This is a genomic window from Bradyrhizobium sp. SZCCT0231 (genome assembly GCF_018130245.1).
Classification (GTDB): Bacteria; Pseudomonadota; Alphaproteobacteria; order Rhizobiales; family Xanthobacteraceae; genus Bradyrhizobium; species Bradyrhizobium japonicum_F.
The window spans coordinates 497,860-515,406 of record NZ_JAFCKP010000003.1 but is presented as its reverse complement, the minus strand read 5'-3'; the positions used below and the strand labels follow the sequence as shown (position 1 = coordinate 515,406).

The 17,547-nt window shown below is 65.0% G+C and carries 16 protein-coding genes; 10 read left to right on the top strand and 6 right to left on the bottom strand.

The genetic code is table 11. From position 1 onward, the window contains the following. Positions 1 to 37: 37 nt before the first annotated feature. A complete protein-coding gene (locus JQ566_RS12810) occupies positions 38 to 313 on the top strand; it encodes a hypothetical protein (RefSeq protein ID WP_212372576.1) in 276 nt (91 codons plus the stop codon). Positions 314 to 451: 138 nt separating this feature from the next. Here JQ566_RS12810 and JQ566_RS12805 read toward each other — a convergent pair whose 3' ends face one another. From JQ566_RS12805 to JQ566_RS12795, 3 genes are all read right to left on the bottom strand, one after another. Further along, on the bottom strand, positions 452 to 2,044 hold the full coding sequence (locus tag JQ566_RS12805; RefSeq protein ID WP_212372575.1) for a hypothetical protein: 1,593 nt from the start codon (positions 2,042 to 2,044) through the stop codon (positions 452 to 454). Between the two features lie 37 nt (positions 2,045 to 2,081). Beyond that, the gene (locus JQ566_RS12800; RefSeq protein ID WP_212372574.1) at positions 2,082 to 3,374 is read right to left on the bottom strand and encodes an adenylosuccinate synthase; all 1,293 of its coding nucleotides are present in this window, start codon (positions 3,372 to 3,374) and stop codon (positions 2,082 to 2,084) included. Between the two features lie 155 nt (positions 3,375 to 3,529). Continuing rightward, positions 3,530 to 3,667: a hypothetical protein gene (locus JQ566_RS12795; protein ID WP_212372573.1), complete on the bottom strand. Its 138-nt coding sequence runs from the start codon at positions 3,665 to 3,667 to the stop codon at positions 3,530 to 3,532. Between the two features lie 133 nt (positions 3,668 to 3,800). Between JQ566_RS12795 and JQ566_RS12790 the strand changes: the two genes are divergently transcribed. Beyond that, positions 3,801 to 4,733, top strand: coding sequence for a DMT family transporter (locus JQ566_RS12790; RefSeq protein ID WP_212372572.1), 933 nt, complete (start codon positions 3,801 to 3,803; stop codon positions 4,731 to 4,733). Positions 4,734 to 4,787: 54 nt separating this feature from the next. On the opposite strand, the gene JQ566_RS12785 is transcribed toward JQ566_RS12790, so the two are convergent. Continuing rightward, complete coding sequence (locus JQ566_RS12785) at positions 4,788 to 5,171, bottom strand: DUF1330 domain-containing protein (protein WP_212372571.1); 384 nt, start codon at positions 5,169 to 5,171, stop codon at positions 4,788 to 4,790. A 105-nt stretch (positions 5,172 to 5,276) separates the two neighbouring features. Between JQ566_RS12785 and JQ566_RS12780 the strand changes: the two genes are divergently transcribed. Both JQ566_RS12780 and JQ566_RS12775 read left to right on the top strand, forming a co-directional pair. Continuing rightward, positions 5,277 to 6,212: a DMT family transporter gene (locus tag JQ566_RS12780; RefSeq protein WP_212372570.1), complete on the top strand. Its 936-nt coding sequence runs from the start codon at positions 5,277 to 5,279 to the stop codon at positions 6,210 to 6,212. Positions 6,213 to 6,374: 162 nt separating this feature from the next. Then, entirely contained in the window at positions 6,375 to 7,352 is a 978-nt protein-coding gene (locus JQ566_RS12775; RefSeq protein ID WP_212372569.1) for a Bug family tripartite tricarboxylate transporter substrate binding protein, read from the top strand. Positions 7,353 to 7,537: 185 nt separating this feature from the next. Here the strand turns inward: JQ566_RS12775 and JQ566_RS12770 are convergent, their stop codons facing one another. After that, positions 7,538 to 9,223, bottom strand: coding sequence for a methyl-accepting chemotaxis protein (locus JQ566_RS12770; RefSeq protein ID WP_212372568.1), 1,686 nt, complete (start codon positions 9,221 to 9,223; stop codon positions 7,538 to 7,540). Between the two features lie 252 nt (positions 9,224 to 9,475). Between JQ566_RS12770 and JQ566_RS12765 the strand changes: the two genes are divergently transcribed. The 4 genes from JQ566_RS12765 (at position 9,476) to JQ566_RS12750 (ending at position 13,965) form a co-directional block, all read left to right on the top strand. Continuing rightward, complete coding sequence (locus tag JQ566_RS12765) at positions 9,476 to 10,519, top strand: C-terminal binding protein (RefSeq protein ID WP_212372567.1); 1,044 nt, start codon at positions 9,476 to 9,478, stop codon at positions 10,517 to 10,519. 86 nt (positions 10,520 to 10,605) lie between these two features. After that, positions 10,606 to 11,949 (top strand): ABC transporter substrate-binding protein, encoded by a 1,344-nt coding sequence (locus JQ566_RS12760; protein WP_212372566.1) that lies wholly within the window; start codon positions 10,606 to 10,608, stop codon positions 11,947 to 11,949. A gap of 167 nt (positions 11,950 to 12,116) precedes the next feature. Then, entirely contained in the window at positions 12,117 to 13,073 is a 957-nt protein-coding gene (locus tag JQ566_RS12755; RefSeq protein ID WP_212372565.1) for a carbohydrate ABC transporter permease, read from the top strand. Further along, the gene (locus JQ566_RS12750; RefSeq protein WP_212372564.1) at positions 13,066 to 13,965 is read left to right on the top strand and encodes a carbohydrate ABC transporter permease; all 900 of its coding nucleotides are present in this window, start codon (positions 13,066 to 13,068) and stop codon (positions 13,963 to 13,965) included. Before JQ566_RS12755 ends, JQ566_RS12750 begins: the two co-directional genes overlap by 8 nt. 5 nt (positions 13,966 to 13,970) lie before the next feature. Here the strand turns inward: JQ566_RS12750 and JQ566_RS12745 are convergent, their stop codons facing one another. After that, positions 13,971 to 14,864: a LysR family transcriptional regulator gene (locus JQ566_RS12745; protein WP_212372563.1), complete on the bottom strand. Its 894-nt coding sequence runs from the start codon at positions 14,862 to 14,864 to the stop codon at positions 13,971 to 13,973. Positions 14,865 to 14,996: 132 nt separating this feature from the next. Here JQ566_RS12745 and JQ566_RS12740 point away from each other — a divergent pair, with 132 nt between their 5' ends. Both JQ566_RS12740 and JQ566_RS12735 read left to right on the top strand, forming a co-directional pair. Then, the gene (locus tag JQ566_RS12740) at positions 14,997 to 16,004 is read left to right on the top strand and encodes an alpha/beta fold hydrolase (RefSeq protein WP_212372562.1); all 1,008 of its coding nucleotides are present in this window, start codon (positions 14,997 to 14,999) and stop codon (positions 16,002 to 16,004) included. A gap of 150 nt (positions 16,005 to 16,154) precedes the next feature. Continuing rightward, entirely contained in the window at positions 16,155 to 17,510 is a 1,356-nt protein-coding gene (locus JQ566_RS12735) for an esterase-like activity of phytase family protein (RefSeq protein ID WP_212372561.1), read from the top strand. Positions 17,511 to 17,547: the final 37 nt, after the last annotated feature.

The following is a 17,547-nucleotide window of genomic DNA, read 5'->3' as shown; positions in this document are numbered from 1 at the left end:
TGGCTCAAGCCCACGGGAAATCGGGGACCCATTCCACATGACACGCCTTCAGACGATCGCTTCGCTCTTCGCTTGCGCTATCACCAGCCTCGCGCTCCAGACATCACCCGGCCTCGCCTTCTCGTCCGAAGCACAGCAGATGTGCTCGGGCGATGCGATGCGGCTGTGCTCCCGTGAAATTCCGGATATCCCGCGGATCACCGCCTGCATGGTGCGGAACAAGGCCCATGTCAGCCCCGGCTGCCGCGCCGTGATGGACCGCGAGCACGCAGCCGCCGCAGCATCGCGCAAGCGGGAAGCGGCGGCGCAGTAGTAATCCATACAGAATGTCATTCCGGGGCGACGCGTAGCGTCGAGCCCGGAATCCATTTCCCGGCATCACGCGCAGCACGATGGATTCCGGGCTCGCGCTTCGCACGCCCCGGAATGACGAGGATAGTGCTCGCTTGCCTCAATCGCCCCACTGCGCGAACGCGTCGTTGAAGGCGCGCTCGCCGGGGGCGCCCTTCTCGATGGCGATGATGGCGCGGCGCTGGTTGGCGTAGACCAGCGGCACGTCGAACCAGGAGCGCTCCTTCAGGAGCTGCACGTTGCGGGAACGGTCGGCATCGACATTGGAGAGGCCGACCAGGAAGAAGCCGTCGGTGACCTTGACCGCGAGGCCGGCGAGCGGGGTGCCGCGCGCCTGCTCGTTCGACTTCATCAGGATGCCCGGCACGTTGGAGACGCTGCCGCCGGGAAAATCCTGCGGCAGGATGAAGGTCAGCTCCGCAGTGTGGCTCGCCGGCAGCGAGGAGTCGGTGTTGCGGCGGAACGACATCGTCATCTTGAACTTGCGGTCGGGGATCTCGATGTCCGCGCGCACGGCGACGTCGGCCTTCTGGTTGCCCGAGGCCTTGATCGGCTCCAGCCGCCACACCACCGAGCCGACAAACTGCTTGCCCTTCGGATCGGACGGATCCTCGTCGTAGAGCACGACCTTCTGCGCCACCGGCGCGACCGGCTGGTCGCTGGCCGAGGGTTGACCGACGCGATCGGGAATCTTCGGCTTGCTCTGCGGCTGCGACGGATCCTTCGGCGCCTCCACCACCTGGGTCGGCGAGGACTTGAACAGGTTGGTGGCGGTCCGGACCAGCGACTCGCGCGTGACCATTCCGACGCCGATCAGGATCAGCACGATGCCGACGGCGATCGCGCTCTTGAACGGGAACGCGGAGCCGGCGCGCTTAGCCTTCTTGGCGTCACGGTCAGGCGCGATGCGCGGACGCGGCGAGGGCGGCTGCGGCGCGTAGCGCTCGGCCTCCTCGACCGACTCGTCGTAGGAATAGGGCGCCTCGGACTCGCCGGCGCGGCTTTCCAGGCTCGGCTCCAGCCGGTCGAATTCCGGCGAGGGCGAGGGCACGTTGGCATAGGTGCGCCGCGCGGCGCGGCTGGCCTGCGCGGCAGCGCCGCCGAGATCATTGGCATCGGCCGTGATGTCGCGGAAGCCGCGCACGCCGGGCGACTGCGGCGGCGGTGGTCCGATGTCGGGCGGACGGCGCGCAGCTTGGCGATCGCGCCCGGCCGGCGGCTCCGGCGTCGGCGGCGGGGCGGAGGGTCCCGCCTGACGCGGGGCGTCGAAACGGGGAGCGCGCGGCGGACGCGGGGCCTCGCCCTGGTCATCGACGTTGAACGACGGGCGGTCGGCCCGCGGCGGCGTCGGGGCCGGACGGGTGCGCGGCTGGGGCGCAGGCGGGCTCGCCTCGGTGGCACGGGTGCTGGCGCGGCGGAAGGCATCGCCACTGCCGCTGGGGCGGGCGCCGCCACCGGGACGCGAGGCCTCGCGGGCACGCTGGGCGGCCTCCGATTCGACCTTGCGGACGGCCTCTTCCAGCGACAGCCGTTCGCGCGTGATCTCGGATTCGGAAAGCGGCGGCTGCACACTGCGCAGCTGCGCGATCAGGGCCGTGCGCGCCCGCTCATAGAGCGCGCGACGGCTTTCGCCGGGAGCGTTGGGGTCCAGGGCGGCAATAGCGCGGGCGATCAGCGGGTAGTAATCAGCCATTTCTACTCAACTATACGCGCGTCCCGGTAAGATATCGTTAAGCCTCAAACGGATTTTGCACCAGGATAGTATCCTCGCGTTCCGGGCTGGTGGAAAGCAGCGCGACCGGGCACCCCACCAATTCCTCGATCCGCCGGACATATTTGATGGCCTGGGCCGGCAGGTCGGCCCAGGACCGCGCGCTGGCGGTCGGCTCCTTCCAGCCCTCGATGGTCTCGTAGATCGGCTCGACCCGCGCCTGGGCGCCTTCGCCGGCCGGGAAATGGTCGATCTCCTTGCCGTCGAGCTTGTAGCCGGTGCAGACCTCGATCGAATCGAAGCCGTCGAGGATGTCGAGCTTGGTCAGCGCCAGGCCATTGATGCCGCAGGTCCGGACCGCCTGGCGGACCAGCACGGCGTCGAACCAGCCGCAGCGGCGCGGACGGCCGGTATTGGTGCCGAACTCGCGGCCACGCTCGCCGATCTTGCGGCCGATCTCGTTGTCCTGCTCGGTCGGGAACGGGCCCTGGCCGACGCGGGTCGTATAGGCCTTGCACAGGCCGAGCACGTAGCCGACCGCGCCCGGCCCGAGGCCGGCGCCGGTTGCGGCCTGCGCCGCCACCGTGTTGGACGAGGTGACGTAGGGATAGGTGCCGTGATCGACGTCGAGCAGCGCGCCCTGTGCGCCCTCGAACAGCATGCGCTTGCCGGCGCGCCGCTCGATGTCGAGCAGCCGCCATACCGTCTCGGCATAGGGCAGCAGCTGCGGCGCCATCGCCATCAGCTCTTTCAGGATCACCGCACTGTCGAATTCCGGCAGGTTGAGGCCGCGGCGCAGTGCGTTGTGGTGCGCCAGCAGGCGGTCGATCTTGTGCGGCAGCGTCTGATGGTCGGCAAGGTCCATCAGGCGGATGGCGCGGCGGCCGACCTTGTCCTCATAGGCCGGGCCAATGCCGCGGCGGGTGGTGCCGATCGCGGTCGCGGCGCTGGCGGATTCGCGGTGCGCATCGAGCTCGCGGTGCAGCGGCAGGATCAACGTGACGTTTTCGGCGACACGCAGGTTGTCGGGGCTGACATCGACGCCCTGGGCCCTGAGCTTGGCGACCTCGTCGAGGAAGGCGGCGGGGTCGAACACGACGCCGTTGCCGATCACCGACAGCTTGCCCTCGCGCAGCACGCCGGAGGGCAACAGCGCGAGCTTGTAGGTCTTGCCGTTGATCACCAGCGTGTGGCCGGCGTTATGGCCGCCCTGGAAGCGGACGACGATATCCGCCTGCTCCGACAACCAGTCGACGATCTTGCCCTTCCCTTCGTCGCCCCACTGGGCGCCGACGACGACAACATTGGCCATGCGCGGGTAATCCTTCGAAGATTTCTCTGTAAGTGGCATGATCCGAACGGAAAACGGGGACCCACTTTTCCGGGATCATGCCTGCGCCCAGCCGAATTCCCGGCCGAGGCCGTTCGCACGCGAGGCAGCCCAACCGGATAAAGGAAGCGGCCCCTCTAGGCAAGCAAGAACGGGGCTTTTTTCAGGCCCAGCGCGCACTCCAAGCCTTTGATATCCCCGGAAAATCCAGAAACCTTCAGAGCCGGCGCGATGGCCTCGACCAAAGCATGAGAGGCCGCCTTCGCGGCCAGCATGGTCGCGATGCGTCCGCCCCCCGTTGATGCAACCTCGATTTCCGTGTCTTTGGACGGCGCCGGGTGATCAGCCGGCCCGGATCTCGCCGGGCCGGAGGGCTCGGCGTACTCCACGCGGGGCCCGCACATCACAATGTCCGCCACCGGCCAGACCACGAGCGCGGCAACATCCGGCCACAGCTGGATCGCCAACCAGCCTTATCTGCTGCTCAGCATCACCGCGCTGTGCTGGGCCGGCAACGCCATCGTCGGGCGGCTCGCCGCCGGCCACATCCCGCCGGTCACGCTGTCGTTCCTGCGCTGGTTCTTCGCCTTCCTGCTCGTGCTGCCGTTCGCCTGGAAGCACCTCGTGCAGGACTGGCCGGCCATCCGCGGCAAGCTCGGCCTGATGGTCACGCTCTCGGTCACCGGCATCGGCGCCTTCAACACGCTGCAATATTGGGCGCTGGAGCATACCCAGGCGCTCAATACGCTGCTGCTGCAGTCGGCCGCGCCGCTGCTGGTGGCGCTGTGGTCGCTGGTCATCCTCGGCATCCGGCTCACCGCGGCGCAGGCCTTCGGCGTGCTGCTGTCGATGTGCGGCGTGCTGACCATCCTGCTGCACGGCGATTTCACCACGCTGTCGAGCATCGACTTCAACAAGGGCGACCTGATCTTCCTGCTCGCACTCCTGATCTTCGCGCTCTATTCGGTGCTGTCACTGAAGCGGCCGCCGATGCACGGCCTCTCGTTCCTCGCCTTCACCTTCGGCTGCGGCGCCGCCTGTCTCATTCCGCTGGAGATCTGGGAACTGTCCGCGCGCCCGGTGATGAAGCTCGACGGGCCGAACCTCTTGACCCTGTTCTACGTCGCCGTTTTCCCCTCGGCGCTCGCCTATCTCTGCTTCAATCGCGGCGTGCGCCTGATCGGCGCCAACCGCGCCGCGCCGTTCTTCCACGTCGTGCCGGTGTTCGGCTCGATCATGGCGATGGCATTTCTGGGCGAGCACCCGCAGGCGTTCCACTTCATCGGTTTTGCGCTGGTGCTGGCCGGTGTGTTTGCGGCCTCGAGGAAGCAGGCGACATAGCCGCAAGTATTTTTCAAAGCGCGCAGCTGAGGGTTAGCAAGTCCGCGCACTACCTCACTTGAACTTGCTGTAGGCCTCGCTCGTCGCGATGATGACGTGCTCGGCGCAGCCGTTGACGCGATGCGGGTCGGCTTCACGCTCGTAGGCTTCCGACGTCATCATGTCGAGAAAGGCCGCGACGGACGGGTAATAGACCAGCGCGACGAAGTCCCACTGGTTACCCTGATGTGGGCCGAGCGCGACCGCCTTCGCCTCGCCGGTCCAGAGCAGCGTGCCGCCGCGCGCCCTGATCATCGGCACCGTGATCGCGCTGTAGCGCAGATACGCATCCCAGCCCGACCCATCGCCGTCGCGCGAGCGCGCGTGGAAGCGCATCAGGTTCAGCATCACCACCGGTGCATTCGGATCGAGCCGCTCCAGGCCCTCGATGTTCAACATATTAACCGCCAATGGCGCCTCCCCGGGTCATACCTGCATTGTAGCATTGCGGCCCTGTGACTTGTGTCATCACGGCAATCCGGCGCAAGCTTGCATGCAACGCTCATGACGATCGCTTCGCCCGCGCCACCGGCCGCCAGTCCGGCCAGTTGGCTCAACAACCAGCCTTATCTGCTGCTCAGCCTGACCTCGCTGTTCTGGGCCGGCAACATCGTGCTCGCACGCCATGTCGGCGCGCATGTGCCGCCGCTGACGATCACCACGATCCGCTGGTTCGGTGTGTTCCTGATCCTGTTGCCGTTCGCCTGGCCGCATCTGAAGCGCGACTGGCCTGCCTTGCGCAGGAGCCTGCCCTTGATGCTGTTCCTGTCGCTGGTCGGCTTTGCCTTCAACAACGCGATCTCGTACTGGGCGATGCAATACACCGAGGCGCTGAACGCGCTACTGATCCAGTCGGCAGGTCCGCTGTTCGTGGCGCTGTGGTCGCTGGTGCTGTTCGGCGTACGGCTGACCGGCGCGCAGCTCGGCGGCATCGCGATCTCGCTGCTCGGCGTGCTGATCATCATCCTGCGCGGCGACCTCGCCGCGCTCGCGAGCATCAGCTTCAACAGGGGCGACATCATGTTCGCCTCCTCGCTGGTGGCGTTCGGGCTCTACTCGGCCTTCATCCCGCGCCGGCCGAAGATCCATCAGCTCTCCTTCCTGTCCTTCACCACCTGCTGCGGCGCGACGATGCTGCTGCCCACCGCGATCTGGGAGGCGGCGAGCGGCCGCGTGCTGCAATTCGACGCGATCACGCTGGCGACGCTGGGCTACATCCTGATCTTTCCCTCCACCCTCGCCTATCTCTTCTTCAACCGCGGCGTCGCGCTGATCGGGCCGAACCGGGCGGCGCCGTTCTTCCATCTGGTGCCGGTGTTCGGCTCGGCGATGGCGATCCTGCTGCTGGGCGAAAAGCTCCAGCCGTTCCACCTGATCGGCTACGCGCTGGTGCTCGCCGGCGTCGTGCTCGCATCGCGCCAGGGCTCGGCGGTGAAGTAATTCCGTAGCGCGGTCATTAGGCTCTCGTGTCCCGGTTCAGCAGTGCATCACGTCGCGTAGAGCGGTGCGCTGCACTGTGCCCGGGGCACGAAACTCACGTCTTCCGATCTTGACGAAGAGAAGCTAGGTTCCCCGCCAACCAAAAAGAGGGAACGACCAGACATGATTTCAGCGTTGATTCGAAACCTGCGGACCGTCGGCGCGGCCGCACTTTGCCTCACTGCGGCATCCACGGCCCAGGCCGACAACTATCCCAGCCGCAACATCACGCTGGTGCTGCCGTTCGCGGCCGGCAGCGGCACCGACACCACGACGCGCCTGATCTCGCAGCATCTGTCGCAGGCGCTCGGGGTCGGCATCGTCATCGAGAACAAGGCGGGCGCCAACGGCATGCTCGCCGCGAGCTACGTCGCGAAAGCCGCCCCCGACGGCTACACGCTGCTGGTGACGACCAACACCACGCATTCGGCCAATCCCTATCTGCTCAAGAGCCTCACCTACGATCCGGTCAAGGATTTCACCCCGATCGCCCGCACCGGCGATTTGCCCTTCATGCTGGTCATCAATCCGGAAGTGCCGGCCAAGTCCGTCGCCGAGCTCGTCGCGTATGGCAAGGCCAATCCGGGCAAGCTGAGCTACGCCTCGGGCTCGTCGTCGGCGATCGTGTCGGGTGCGACCTTCGCGCACAATGCCGGGCTCGACCTCTTGCACGTGCCCTACAAGAGCTCGCCGCCGGCGCTCAACGACGTCATGGGCGGCCGCGTCTCGATGATGTTCGTCGACATCCTGACCGGCCTGCCCCACGTCAACGGCAACGCCCTGCGCGCGCTCGCCGTCACCACCAAGGAGCGCTCGCCGCTGGTGCCGCACCTGCCCTCGATGCAGGAGGCGGGCGTGCCGGATTTCGACATCTCGTCGTGGCAGGGCTATTTCGGCCCCGCCGGCATGCCGAAGGAGATCGTAACGCGGCTCAACGCCGAGATCCGCAAGATCGTCGAGAAGCCGGAGATCAAGGCCAAGCTCGCCACGCTCGGCATGGACGCCTTTTCCGGCACGCCGGAGCAGCTCGGCACTTTCGTGAACGAGCAGCTGGTGCTGTGGGAGAAACTGATCACGAACGCGAAGATCGAGAAGCAGTAGGCGTCCTAGGAAACTGTCATCGCCCGGCTTGACCGGGCGATCCAGTACTCCGAGACAGCGCGGCTAGAACCGAGAAGCCGCGGCGTACTGGATGCCCCGCCTTCGCGGGGCACGACAGTCAAGAAAAGAAAAGGTGGGCACGACGCTTCGCGTCTTTGCCCACCCTACGAATTCAGCGCAAGAATTTACGCCGCCCGCACCTTGGCGAGGAAGCCATCCACCGCGTTGCGCAGCGCGCCGGATTGGCTGTCCAGTTCGCGTGCGTTGGTGAGCACGTCGCCGGCCGCCGTGCCGGTCGCTTCCGCGGCCGAGGTGACGCTGCCGATATTGGCGTTGATCTCGCTCGAACCGGCCGCGACCGACTGGATGTTGCGCGCGATCTCGCGCGTCGCCTCGCCCTGCTGCTCGATCGACGCGGAAATGCCCGCGGTGATCTCGCTCATCTCGGCGATCGTCTGGGTGATGCCGGAGATGGCCGCGACCGCGTCGCTGGTCGAGGTCTGCATTGCCGCGACCTGGGCGGAGATCTCCTCGGTCGCCTTCGCGGTCTGGTTGGCGAGCGCCTTGACCTCGGAGGCGACCACGGCGAAGCCGCGGCCGGACTCGCCGGCGCGGGCCGCTTCGATGGTGGCGTTGAGCGCGAGCAGGTTGGTCTGCGCCGCGATCGAGTGGATCAGCTTGACGACCTCGCCGATCTTCTCGGCGCCGGAGGAGAGCACCTGGACGGTGGCGTTGGTACGCTCGGCATCGTTGACGGCGCGGCTCGCCACTTCGGTCGAGCGCGTGACCTGGCGGGAGATTTCCGCGACCGAGCTCGACAGCTCCTCGGCGGCCGCCGCGACCGTGCCGACATTGCCGGAAGCCTTTTGCGAGGCAGCGCCGACCGTCGCCGCACGCGACGAGGCGTCGCTGGCGGTTGCGGTCATCGACTGCGCCGTCGTCTGCATGCCGGCCGCGGCCGAGGAGACCGAGCGGACGATACCGTTGACGCTGCGTTCGAAGTCGTTGGCGATCTCGTCCATCGCACTGCGACGTTCCGCCGCGGCGCGCTCCTGGGCATCGGCTTCGGTCTTCTCGAGGTCGCGGATACGGACCGCATTGTCCTTGAAGATCTGCACCGTAGCGGCCATTGCGCCGACCTCGTCGCCGCGGCCGACGCCCGGAATGTCGCCTTCGAGCTTGCCGTCGGCGAGGTCCTTCATGCGACCGCCGAGCAGCGCCAGCGGGCGGCTGATGCCGCGGCCGATCAGCCAGGCGACGCCGCCGGCGACAATGAAGATGCCGAGCATGGCAAGGCCAAGCAGCCAGTAGACCGGGCCCATCTTCTCGTCGATGTCCTCGAGATAGGCGCCGGTGCCGAGATACATCTCGAAGCCGGGCACCGCGACGGCGTAGCCGAGCTTACGGATCGGCTTGGCCTGGCCGGGCTTCATATATTCGTAGAACAGCAGGATCTCGCCGTTCGCCTTCACACCGTCCATGAGCTCGCGAGACAGCTTCCGGCCGTTCGTCTCCACGTCCATGCGGTTCTGGCCGATCACCTTCGGATCGGGCGCAAGCTGCGTGATGCCGTCGTAGGTGGTGCCGAACAGATAGCCGGAGCCCTTGTCGTAGGTCATCGCATTGCCGTAGCGGCGCAGCTCGGCGAGCGCGGCATCCTTGGTCATCTCGCCGGCATTGACCCGCTTCACCAGCGTGGCGGCGTAGTTGCGGGCCAGCTCGACGATTGCCTTGGTCTGGTCGATGCGCGCATTCACCATCTCGCGCTTCATCAGATAGCCGGCGAGGACGCCGGAGACGCACAAGCCGAACAAGGTGACGCCGACAAGAATGCCCAGCTTGGGCGCGATCTTCAGATTGCTCAACTTCACAGGTTAACTCCGGCAATGATGGGACACGGGCACGCGATCAGATCGATCAAAATCGAATCAATTTTTAGTGGGCGAGCCCTTAGCAAGTTACTTACGTGCCTCCGTAGAAGCCCTGACCGCGCACGGAAAAACGGACATATATCGCGCTCGTGACAACCGGGAATTGTACGCACCCGCCCCGATTTCGCGTAAAAGACGCAAAGGCCCGCCACGAAGGCGGGTCACAACAAGAAACCAAATCGGGAGCAGGACATGCCGAAATACAGGGTGGTGACGCCGAAGGGTGCGAGCTTCACCGTCGCGGGCAGCGATTATTCCTACGAGCGCGAGGCGCTCGATCCGATCGATGCCGAGATCGTCGAGGCGCCCGCCGACGAGGCCGGGTTCATCGCCGCCGCGAAAAATGCCGACGCCATCTACGCCAAGGGCATCCCGATCACCAAACCGATCATCGACGCGCTCGAGGGCTGCAAGGTCATCACGCTCGGCTCGGTCGGCGTCGACAGTGTCGACGTCAAGGCCGCCACCGCCCGTGGAATTCCGGTGACCAACATCCCCGACACCTTCATCGAGGAGGTCGCCGACCACGCCATGATGCTGCTGCTCGCGGGCTTCCGCCGCCTGGTCGAGCAGGACCGGATGGCGCGTGACGGCCGCTGGGCCGAGGGCCGGCCGGCACTGCTCAAGATCCCGAGGCTGATGGGCCAGACGCTCGGCTTCATCTCGTTCGGCCGCGTGGCGCGTGCTGTTGCGAAGCGCGCCGCGCCCTTCGGCCTGCGCATGATGGCCTACGATCCCTTCATCCAGGAAACGCTGATGTACGACCACGGCGTGATCCCGGCGACGCTGAACGAGGTGCTGTCGCAGTCCGACTTCGTCTCGATGCACGCCCCGGCACGGCCCGAGGTGCATCACATGCTGACCGAGAAGCATTTTCGGCAGATGAAGAAGGGTTCGATCTTCATCAACACCGGGCGCGGGGCCACCGTGGACGAGGAGAGCCTGATCAAGGCGCTGCAAGAGGGCTGGATCGCGCATGCCGCCCTCGACGTGCTGGAGAAGGAACCGCCCTCGCACAACAATCCCCTGCTCGGCATGGAGAACGTGACCCTGACCGCCCACGTCGCCTCGGCCTCGGCACGGTTTGACGAAGCGCGCAAGCGCCGCGTGGGCTACGAATTGTCACTGGTGCTTCAGGGCATGTGGCCGGTAAGCTGCGTCAATCCGTCGGTGCTGCAGAACACCGCGCTCCGCCGCTGGCAGCCCGTCAGCATGGACCGCGGACCGAACAGCTAGACGGGCCGGCGCAAAGCGCGCCGACGACAGAAACGGCCCTTCACCGGCGGTCAACGCCGGGAAGGGAACATCATAGGGAGGTACTGATGAGGAACGACATCACACGTCGTGATGCCTTGGCGCTGGGCCTGTCCGCTGCAACGCTCGCCGCCACCGGTGCTGCAGCGCAAACATCCAATATCAAGGCTGCCGACGTGCCGGCGCCCAAGCGCGAGATCGAGAAGGGCGCATCCTTGCGCATGCTTCGCCCGGTGCGCTTCGTGCAGGCCGACGAGGACGTATTCCGCGCCAATGCGGCAAAGTTCACCAAGGAGACCGGGGTCGAGGTCAAGGTCGACTTCGTCGGCTGGGAAGACATCAACCAGCAGACCGCGGTGACCGCCAATTCCGGTGCCGGTCCTGACATCATCATCGGCTTCTCGGATGCGCCGCACATCTACATCGACAAGCTGATCGAGCTGACTGATGTCGCCGACTATGTCGGCAAGCGGTATGGCGGCTGGCTGCCGCTGGCGCAGCGCTATGGCAAGAAGAACAAGAGCGACGCCTGGATCGGACTGCCGTTCGGTGCCACGGCGGGGCCCCTGATCTACCGCAAATCCATCCTGCAATCGGTCGGCTTCGACAAGGTGCCGGAAGACCATGCCGGAATCCTCGATCTGTGCCAGAAGCTGCACAAGGCCGGCAAGCCGGCCGGCTTCGCGCTCGGCAACGCCAAGGGCGACGGCAACGGCTTCGCGAACTGGGCGCTGTGGTCGCACAACGGATCCCTGCTCGACGAAGAGGGCAACGTCGTCATCAACAGCAAGGAGACCATCGCGGCGCTGAACTGGGTGAAGCAGCTCTATCCGACCTTCATCGCCGGCACGACGTCGTGGAACGACGTCAGCAACAACCGCGCCTACTCCTCGCAGGAGATTTCCCTGACCGCCAACGGCGTCTCGCTGTACTTCTCCTTGAAGAACGATCCGGCGACCAAGGCGATCGCCGACGATAGCGAGCATCAATTGCTGCCGAAGGGCCTGGCCAAGGTGTCGCCGATGGCGGGCCTGACGCTGAACGCGATGGTGTTCAAGCACAGCCAGTATCCGAACGCTGCCAAGGCCTTCCTGCAATACATGCTGGAAAAGGATCAGTACGAGCCGTGGCTCAACGCCAACTCCGGCTACTGGTCTCAGCCGCTGGCCGCCTATGCCGAGTCCGCCGTATGGTCGCAGGATCCCAAGGTGAGGCTGTTCAAGAACACGATGAACAGCACCTATTACGACGGCTACAAAGGCCCGATCTCGACGGCGACGGGGGCCGTCAGCGCCGACTACGTGCTGATTCAGATGTTCTCGTCCGTTGCGACCGGCGCGGCCACGCCGGAGGCCGCGGCCGCGGAAGCCGAGCAGCGCTGCAAGCGGTACTTCCGGCGGCAGGGCCGGTGAGCATCGACAAAACCGCTGTCATTGCGAGGAGCTCTTGCGACGAAGCAATCCAGACTATCACCTCGAAGACAGACTGGATTGCTTCCGCCTTTGCCGAGGCTTCGGCGGACAAGTCGCTCCGCTCGCAATGACGGTGTGGTGACACTCAACGGCAGGACCACAAGCTGATGTCCGTGACGACGCTTTCCTCCCACGTACTGGCGCAGCGGCAGCCGAACTGGCTGGTCCGTCTGTTCGACTACAAGCCGTTCCTGATCGTGATGTGCCTTGCGCCCGCGATCGGGCTGCTCACGGTCTTCCTGACCTATCCGCTCGGGCTCGGCATCTGGCTCGCCTTCACCGACACCACGATCGGCAGGCGTGGCATCTATGTCGGCCTGGAGAATTTCCAGTATCTGCTCACCGACTCCCTGTGGTGGAACGCGGTGTTCTACAGCGTCCTCTACACGGCCGTCGCGACCTTCGGGAAGTTCGCTCTCGGCTTCTGGCTCGCGCTGCTGCTCAACAACCATTTTCCGTTCAAGAGCCTCTTGCGTGCGATCATCCTGTTGCCCTGGATCGTGCCGACCGTGCTCTCGGCGCTGGCTTTCTGGTGGATCTACGATCCGCAATTCTCGATCATCTCCTACCTGCTGGTCGACGTGCTGCATTGGCGCGACAGCAATATCGACTTCCTCGGCTCGCCCTGGCCGGCGCGCTTCTCGCTGATCGCCGCCAACATCTGGCGCGGCATTCCGTTCGTCGCGATCTCGCTGCTGGCGGGCCTGCAGACCATCTCGCCCTCGCTCTACGAGGCCGCGATGCTGGACGGCGCCAGCGCCTGGCAGCGCTTCCGCTACATCACCTTCCCGATGATGATGCCGATCCTCGCCATCGTCATGACCTTCTCGATCATCTTCACCTTCACCGACTTCCAGCTCGTCTACGCCATCACCCGTGGCGGTCCCGGCAACTCGACTCATCTGCTGGCAACACTGGCCTTCCAGCGTGGCATTGCCGGCGGCGAGCTCGGCGAAGGTGCAGCGATCGCGGTGTCGATGATCCCGTTCCTGGTGTTCGCGACGCTGTTCTCCTATTTCGGCCTGGCGCGCCGCAAATGGCAGCAGGGAGAGGCCAATGACTGACACTGCCGCGCAAGCCGCCGTCGCCGACGCGAAGGCGGCACCCGATACCATGGCCTGGGATTCCGGGCTGCGGCGGCTGATGATGATCTATCTGCCGCTCGGCTGCTTCGTGCTCATCCTGCTGTTCCCGTTCTATTGGATGGCGATCACCTCGTTCAAGCCGAACGCGGAGCTGATGAATTACAAGGAGCACAATCCGTTCTGGATCTCGTCGCCGACCCTGGCGCACATCAAGCACCTCCTGTTCAACACCGCCTATCCGCACTGGCTGTGGACGACGATGCTGGTGGCGATCGGGTCGACCACGCTGTCGCTGATCGCGAGCACGCTGGCGGCTTACGCGATCGAGCGCCTGCGCTTCCGCGGCAGTCCCTATGTCGGCCTCGGCATCTATCTCGCCTATCTGGTGCCGCCGTCGATCCTGTTCATTCCGCTCGCGACCGTCGTGGTGCAATTCGGCCTGTTCGACTCGCCGCTGGCCCTGATCCTGGTCTATCCGACCTTCCTGGTGCCGTTCTGCACCTGGCTCCTGATCGGCTATTTCAAGTCGATCCCCTACGAGCTCGAGGAATGCGCGCTGGTCGACGGCGCCACCCGGCTGCAGATCCTGCGGCGGATCACGCTGCCACTGGCGGTGCCCGGGCTGATCTCGGCCGGCATCTTCTCGTTCACGCTGTCCTGGAACGAGTTCATCTACGCGCTCGCCTTCATCCAGAGCGGCGCCAACAAGACCGTGCCGGTTGCGATCCTGACCGAGCTCGTCACCGGCGACGTCTACCAATGGGGCGCACTGATGGCGGGATCGCTGCTCGGCTCGCTGCCGGTCGCGATCTTCTACTCGCTGTTCGTGGATTACTACGTCTCGTCGCTGACCGGCGCGGTGAAGGAGTAGCAAAACTAGGCCAGCCGCGCCTTGAGGCGCGGCGTGGCCCAATCCAGAAAGGCCCGGAGCTTGAGCGGCGCAGGCTTTCGCTCCGCATAGACGATATGCACGGGCCAGAGCTCCTGCTCGAAATCCTCCAGCATGAGGACGAGCTTGCCGGAACGCCGCGCAGCCTCCATCTTGTAGGACATCACGCGCGCGATGCCGGCACCTGCGGCGGCAGCTTCGACCGCCGCTTCCGAATCGCTCACCGTCAATCTCGACCGTATCGGCGTCGTGACTTCGCTGCCGTCCTTGACGAACTTCCAGCTCTTCTGCGCCGCATGGCTGTCGACGCCGATACAATCGTGCGACGCGAGATCGGCGGGCTCGCTCGGATGCCCCCGCCTCGCAAGATATCCGGGACTGGCGCAGAGCACGAACCGGACCGAGCCGACCCGGGTCGCGATCAGGTTGCTGTCCGGCAGAGTGCCGATTCGAATCGACACATCGATATTCTCCTCGACGGTATTGACGATGCGATCGGTAAGGACGAGCCGCAGCGCGATCTCGGGATAAACCTCCATGAACTCGAGCGCGATCGGCAGAAGGTGCATGTGGCCCAGTCCCCACGGCGCCGTGACCGCGAGGTCGCCCCTCGGACTTCTGTACTCGCCGGAAACCTCCCTCTCGGCATCCTCCACCTGCCCGATGATCCGCTTGCAGGCTTCGATATAGGATCGTCCCGCATCGGTCAGCGTCATCTGGCGTGACGACCTCTGAAACAGCTGGGCATTCAGCCGCGCCTCCAGCTCGGCAACCGCTCGGCTAACCGTTGCGACCGGCATCCTGAGGCGCCGGGAGGCCGCCGAGAAGCTTCCTGTTTCATTGACGGCGATGATCACCGACATCGCCTCCAGCCGGTCCATCAGACGCGTCTTTCCGTAACCTGAGAAGTAGCTTCTCGATCATATGGACTGATCCCGCCGGTCGCAATCGGTTACCCGAAGCCTGCTACGGACTTTGGAATCGACGGCTGGAAGGTTGCCTGGAAAACGATCATGAGCACAGAGAACATCACACGCCCATCAGCCGGCCTCGATCGCCGACACCTCGTCCTTGGCTTGTCCGGGGTTGCCGTTGCCGCGGCTACGCCGGCTGCCGCGGCGAAACCGCAACGCGATCGCTCCGGGACCGGCGGAGGCTATCCGGTCACGTACCATCGGACCAAGACCATCGACGGGATCAATATCTTCTACCGCGAAGCCGGGCCGAAGGATGCGCCCGTGGTACTGCTGCTGCACGGCTTTCCGACCTCCTCCCACATGTTTCGCAACCTGATCCCGGCTCTGGCGGATCGGTATCACGTGATCGCTCCCGATTATCCCGGCTACGGCCAGAGCGACATGCCGCCACGCGCTTCATTCAAGTACACGTTCGATCGCTTCGGCGAACTCGTCGACGGCCTGCTGGACCAGCTCGGCGTCAGGCGCTACGCGATGTACGTCATGGACTACGGCGCTCCCGTGGGCTGGCGCCTGGCGCTGAAGCATCCCGAGCGCGTCAGCGGCCTCATCGTGCAGAACGGCAACGCCTACGATGAAGGACTGAAGGAGTTCTGGAATCCGATCAAGCAATACTGGGCCGACGGATCCGCGACGAGCCGTCAGGCGCTGATGAAGCTGTTGACGCTGGAGACGACCAAATTCCAGTACACCGACGGCATGTCCGACGTGAGCCGGATCTCGCCCGACAACTGGGTCCACGACCAGGCGCTGCTCGACCGGCCGGGCAACAACGACGTCCAGCTCGACATGTTCTACGACTATCGAACCAATCTGCCGCTGTATCCGGCGGTGCAGGCCTACTTCCGCAAGCACAAGCCGCCGACGCTGATCGTCTGGGGCAAGAACGATTTCATCTTTCCTGCCGACGGTGCCCATCCCTACAAGCGCGACCTGCCCCAGGTGGAATTTCATCTGATCAACTCCGGTCATTTCCTGCTCGAGGACAGGTTCGACGAGGTCACTCCCCTGATCCGCGATTTCCTGGCCCGCAAGATCGCCTAACCCTGTCGGATTTCGCGAGGTCGCCGCGCCGGCGGTTACCCCTCGTGAGATTCGATCGGGGGCGGGAGAGCGCTGCGGCGTTTGGCCCGGCTTCACAATACTGCAACATGCGATCCGCATAACGCGTGCGTCCGCCAACAGGAGACGCACATGCGCGCGACTTTTCTCAGCACCGTCGCAACGATCATTCTCACCGCGAGTTCTGCGCTGGCGCAGAGCGAGGGCGAATTCCCGGCCAAGCTCGCCGGCCACGTGGTGATGCCGGCCGAGTCGTTCATCGACGCGCCGGCTGACGCACCCGCCGATCTCAAGACATCGGGCAAATATACCACCGGCAAGCGGGTCGACGCGGTTGGCACCGTCATGGGCAAGTCCTATGAACGTCCGACCGGGGTGTCGCTGCCGTTCAAGGGCCAGCCGCTGCAGGGCCATTCCGGCATCAAGACCATGCCCGACGGCAGCTTCTGGGTCATCGCCGACAACGGCATGGGCGCGCGCGCCAACTCGCCGGATTCGATGCTGTACCTGAACCGCTACAAGATGGATTGGGCCAGCGGCAAGATCGAGCGGCAGGAGACGATCTTCCTGCACGATCCCGACAGGAAGGTGCCCTTCCGCATCGTGCACGAGGACACCCAGAAGCGTTACCTCACCGGCTCGGACTTCGACACCGAGGGTTTCCAGATCATCGGCGATACCTTCTGGATCGGCGACGAGTTCGGCCCCTACATCCTGAAGGCCGACAAATCAGGCAAGATCCTCGGCGTGTTCGACACGATTGCCGACGGCAAGCCGGTGCGCTCGCCGGACAATTGGGCGGTGGCGACGCCCGGCGCACCCGGCGCCACCTACACCAACGTCAATCTCCGCCGCTCCAAGGGCTATGAGGGCTTCGCCGCGTCGAAGGACGGCAAGTTCCTCTACGGCCTGCTCGAAGGACCGCTGTGGGATGCCGAGAAGAAGGACTGGGAGAAGGTCGACGGCAAGGAAGCCTCGCGCATCCTCGAATTCGACGTCGCCGCGCAAAAATTCACCGGCCGCTACTGGCAATATGTGTTCGAGCAGAACGGCAACGCCATCGGCGACTTCAACATGATCGACCCCACCAACGGTCTCATCATCGAGCGCGACAACGGCGAAGGCACGGCGGACAAGGCCTGCCCGCAGGGCCAGCGCGGCGAGAGCTGCTTCCCTGACCTCGCCAAGTTCAAGCGCGTCTACAAGATCGAGCTCTCCGACGCCAATGTCGGCAAGCCCGTGCGCAAGATCGGCTATATCGACCTGATGAAGATCAGGGATCCCGACAAGAAGGCGCGGAAGCCGCTCAACGACGGCGTCTACACCTTCCCGTTCTTCACCATCGAGAACGTCGATCGCGTCGACGACACCCACATCATCGTCGGTAACGACAACAACCTGCCGTTCTCCTCTAGCCGCGATCCCAACAAGGCCGACGACAACGAGTTCGTGCTGCTCGAGGTCGCGGATTTCCTGAAGGCGAAGTGAGGCGTCGCTCTCTCCTCTCCCGCTTCGCGCGGGAGAG

Coding starts and splice junctions, on each gene's coding strand:
- JQ566_RS12810 (WP_212372576.1), top strand. CDS start 38: ATGACACGCCTTCAGACGATCGCTTCGCTCTTCGCTTGCGCTATCACC.
- JQ566_RS12805 (WP_212372575.1), bottom strand. CDS start 2,044: ATGGCTGATTACTACCCGCTGATCGCCCGCGCTATTGCCGCCCTGGAC.
- JQ566_RS12800 (WP_212372574.1), bottom strand. CDS start 3,374: ATGGCCAATGTTGTCGTCGTCGGCGCCCAGTGGGGCGACGAAGGGAAG.
- JQ566_RS12795 (WP_212372573.1), bottom strand. CDS start 3,667: ATGCTGGCCGCGAAGGCGGCCTCTCATGCTTTGGTCGAGGCCATCGCG.
- JQ566_RS12790 (WP_212372572.1), top strand. CDS start 3,801: ATGTCCGCCACCGGCCAGACCACGAGCGCGGCAACATCCGGCCACAGC.
- JQ566_RS12785 (WP_212372571.1), bottom strand. CDS start 5,171: ATGTTGAACATCGAGGGCCTGGAGCGGCTCGATCCGAATGCACCGGTG.
- JQ566_RS12780 (WP_212372570.1), top strand. CDS start 5,277: ATGACGATCGCTTCGCCCGCGCCACCGGCCGCCAGTCCGGCCAGTTGG.
- JQ566_RS12775 (WP_212372569.1), top strand. CDS start 6,375: ATGATTTCAGCGTTGATTCGAAACCTGCGGACCGTCGGCGCGGCCGCA.
- JQ566_RS12765 (WP_212372567.1), top strand. CDS start 9,476: ATGCCGAAATACAGGGTGGTGACGCCGAAGGGTGCGAGCTTCACCGTC.
- JQ566_RS12760 (WP_212372566.1), top strand. CDS start 10,606: ATGAGGAACGACATCACACGTCGTGATGCCTTGGCGCTGGGCCTGTCC.
- JQ566_RS12755 (WP_212372565.1), top strand. CDS start 12,117: ATGTCCGTGACGACGCTTTCCTCCCACGTACTGGCGCAGCGGCAGCCG.
- JQ566_RS12750 (WP_212372564.1), top strand. CDS start 13,066: ATGACTGACACTGCCGCGCAAGCCGCCGTCGCCGACGCGAAGGCGGCA.
- JQ566_RS12745 (WP_212372563.1), bottom strand. CDS start 14,864: ATGGACCGGCTGGAGGCGATGTCGGTGATCATCGCCGTCAATGAAACA.
- JQ566_RS12740 (WP_212372562.1), top strand. CDS start 14,997: ATGAGCACAGAGAACATCACACGCCCATCAGCCGGCCTCGATCGCCGA.
- JQ566_RS12735 (WP_212372561.1), top strand. CDS start 16,155: ATGCGCGCGACTTTTCTCAGCACCGTCGCAACGATCATTCTCACCGCG.